A 1,716-nucleotide genomic window follows, 5' to 3' on the forward strand; every position below is an offset into this window, starting at 1 on the left:
AAGAAACAGACAATCTGTGTGGGCACTTGCGAGACAAAGAATGAAAAGTCTACGGACTTAAAAATTAAGTCTTGATAAGTGACACTGAAGATTCATTTGAATATGTCAGAGACAGTTATTGAGCATCAAACTTTAAATTGAAGAGTTTGATCATGGCTCAGATTGAACGCTGGCGGCAGGCTTAACACATGCAAGTCGAACGGTAACATGAGTGCTTGCACTTGATGACGAGTGGCGGACGGGTGAGTAAAGTATGGGGATCTGCCGAATGGAAGGGGACAACAGTTGGAAACGACTGCTAATACCGTATAATGTTGAGAGACCAAAGCATGGGACTTTCGGGCCATGCGCCATTTGATGAACCCATATGGGATTAGCTAGTAGGTGGGGTAAAGGCTCACCTAGGCGACGATCTCTAGCTGGTCTGAGAGGATGGCCAGCCACACTGGAACTGAGACACGGTCCAGACTCCTACGGGAGGCAGCAGTGGGGAATATTGCACAATGGGGGGAACCCTGATGCAGCCATGCCGCGTGTATGAAGAAGGCCTTCGGGTTGTAAAGTACTTTCGGTGATGAGGAAGGTAGCGTATCTAATAGGTGCGTTAATTGACGTTAATTACAGAAGAAGCACCGGCTAACTCCGTGCCAGCAGCCGCGGTAATACGGAGGGTGCGAGCGTTAATCGGAATGACTGGGCGTAAAGGGCATGTAGGCGGATAATTAAGTTAGGTGTGAAAGCCCTGGGCTCAACCTAGGAATTGCACTTAAAACTGGTTATCTGGAGTATTGTAGAGGAAGGTAGAATTCCACGTGTAGCGGTGAAATGCGTAGAGATGTGGAGGAATACCGGTGGCGAAGGCGGCCTTCTGGACAGATACTGACGCTGAGATGCGAAAGCGTGGGGAGCAAACAGGATTAGATACCCTGGTAGTCCACGCTGTAAACGATGTCGATTTGGAGTTTGTTGCCTAGAGTGATGGGCTCCGAAGCTAACGCGATAAATCGACCGCCTGGGGAGTACGGCCGCAAGGTTAAAACTCAAATGAATTGACGGGGGCCCGCACAAGCGGTGGAGCATGTGGTTTAATTCGATGCAACGCGAAGAACCTTACCTGGTCTTGACATCCACAGAATCTTGTAGAGATATGAGAGTGCCTTCGGGAACTGTGAGACAGGTGCTGCATGGCTGTCGTCAGCTCGTGTTGTGAAATGTTGGGTTAAGTCCCGCAACGAGCGCAACCCTTATCCTTTGTTGCCATCGGTTAGGCCGGGAACTCAAAGGAGACTGCCGTTGATAAAGCGGAGGAAGGTGGGGACGACGTCAAGTCATCATGGCCCTTACGACCAGGGCTACACACGTGCTACAATGGCGTATACAAAGGGAGGCGACCTCGCGAGAGTAAGCGGACCTCATAAAGTACGTCTAAGTCCGGATTGGAGTCTGCAACTCGACTCCATGAAGTCGGAATCGCTAGTAATCGTGAATCAGAATGTCACGGTGAATACGTTCCCGGGCCTTGTACACACCGCCCGTCACACCATGGGAGTGGGTTGCACCAGAAGTAGATAGCTTAACCTTCGGGAGGGCGTTTACCACGGTGTGGTTCATGACTGGGGTGAAGTCGTAACAAGGTAACCGTAGGGGAACCTGCGGTTGGATCACCTCCTTACGAAGAGCTCGTAAGTGTTCACACAGATTGTTTGTTTAGAAGAA

Annotated in this window: 1 rRNA gene; it reads left to right on the forward strand. The window is 50.2% G+C overall.

Going from position 1 to position 1,716, the window contains the following annotated elements:
* Positions 1–134: 134 nt before the first annotated feature.
* A 16S ribosomal RNA gene (locus ACYIAL_RS12415) occupies positions 135–1,672 on the forward strand.
* Positions 1,673–1,716: the final 44 nt, after the last annotated feature.

Source organism: Gilliamella sp. X-57, from assembly GCF_057063565.1.